This is a genomic window from Rhodoferax sp. RT5P35, from assembly GCF_056521385.1.
Genome location: NZ_JBWMAX010000279.1, coordinates 1 through 1,133, shown reverse-complemented (window position 1 = coordinate 1,133; position 1,133 = coordinate 1). Strand labels below are relative to the sequence as shown.

Below are 1,133 nucleotides of genomic sequence, written 5' to 3'. Positions count from 1 at the left end.
GTTCCCTCTGGATAACTTTGGGGATAACTCTGTAAATCGGCAGAATAGCGAGGGTAAACCCTTGATCTATAAGGGTAAACCTTGCACTGCTTGTTATTTAAGCAGTTGACAAGTCTCTCGCAGCCCCTATCACAGTTTCGATCAGAGCTGAAAAGCCACCCAGCGCACCAGCCCCTCGACCAGCTCGCGCCGCAGGCTGGGCGGCTGGGCCTGGTAGGGCCGGGTGTGGCCTTGCAGCTGCGAAATCCAGTCGGCAAATTGCTGCACCACCGCCGGGTCGTAGAAGGCCACCATCAGCTCGTAGTTCAAAAACAGGCTGCGCTCGTCCAGGTTGGCCGAGCCCACCAGGGCCAGGTCGTGGTCGATCAGCACCGCCTTGGCGTGCACCATGCTGGGTAGCATGCCAATGTGCGCCCCGGCGGCTACCAGCTCGCGCAGGGCGGCATGGCGGGCGATGTCGGCCAGGCGGTGGTTGGACTGCGCGGGCAGCACCAGATCCACCGCCACCCCGCGCCGGGCCGCCAGGGTCAGCGCCATCAGCAGAGTCTGGTCGGGCACAAAGTAGGGCGTGACGGCCAGGATGCGCTTCTGTGCGGTAAAGCAGCCCGACACCAGCAGGGTGTAGAAGGTGTCGTCGGCCTGGTCGGGGCCGCTGGGCACCAGGCGACCGCGTGGGCCGGGGGCGGCCAGGGGCGCGGCCCAGGGCGGGGCGCTGGTGGCCCTGCCGGTGGTGGCAAAAATCCAGTCCTGGTCAAACCGCTGCTGGGCCTGGCCCGCCAAATCGCCTTGCAAATCAAAACTCAGGTCGATCCAGACCGGTTTTTTCAGCACCGAGACGGTGTCGCCTTCAAAATATTCGGCCGCCAGGTTGCGGCCCCCGCACCACAGCCAGGCACCGTCGGCCACGGCCATTTTGCGGTGGTTGCGCAGGTTGGTGCGGCCCCGCAGCGGGGACGACAAGGGCGGCACGAACAACACCACCTGGATGCCCGCGGCCCGCAGGCGGTGCAGGTTGGGGTGGCCGCCCAGGTACAGGCCAATGCCGTCCAGCAGCAGGCGGATTTTCAGGCCCTGGCGGGCCCGCTGCAGCAGTTGCGCGGTGAGCGCATCGCCCAGCACGTCCCGCCCCAAGA

The 1,133-nt window shown here is 65.8% G+C and carries 1 protein-coding gene; it reads right to left on the bottom strand.

Annotation, left to right across the window (positions count from 1 at the left end):
• Window positions 1-141: 141 nt before the first annotated feature.
• Window positions 142-1,133: phospholipase D-like domain-containing protein (locus AC097L_RS25620; RefSeq protein WP_479589516.1), on the bottom strand; the 992-nt coding region annotated here is incomplete at its 5' end.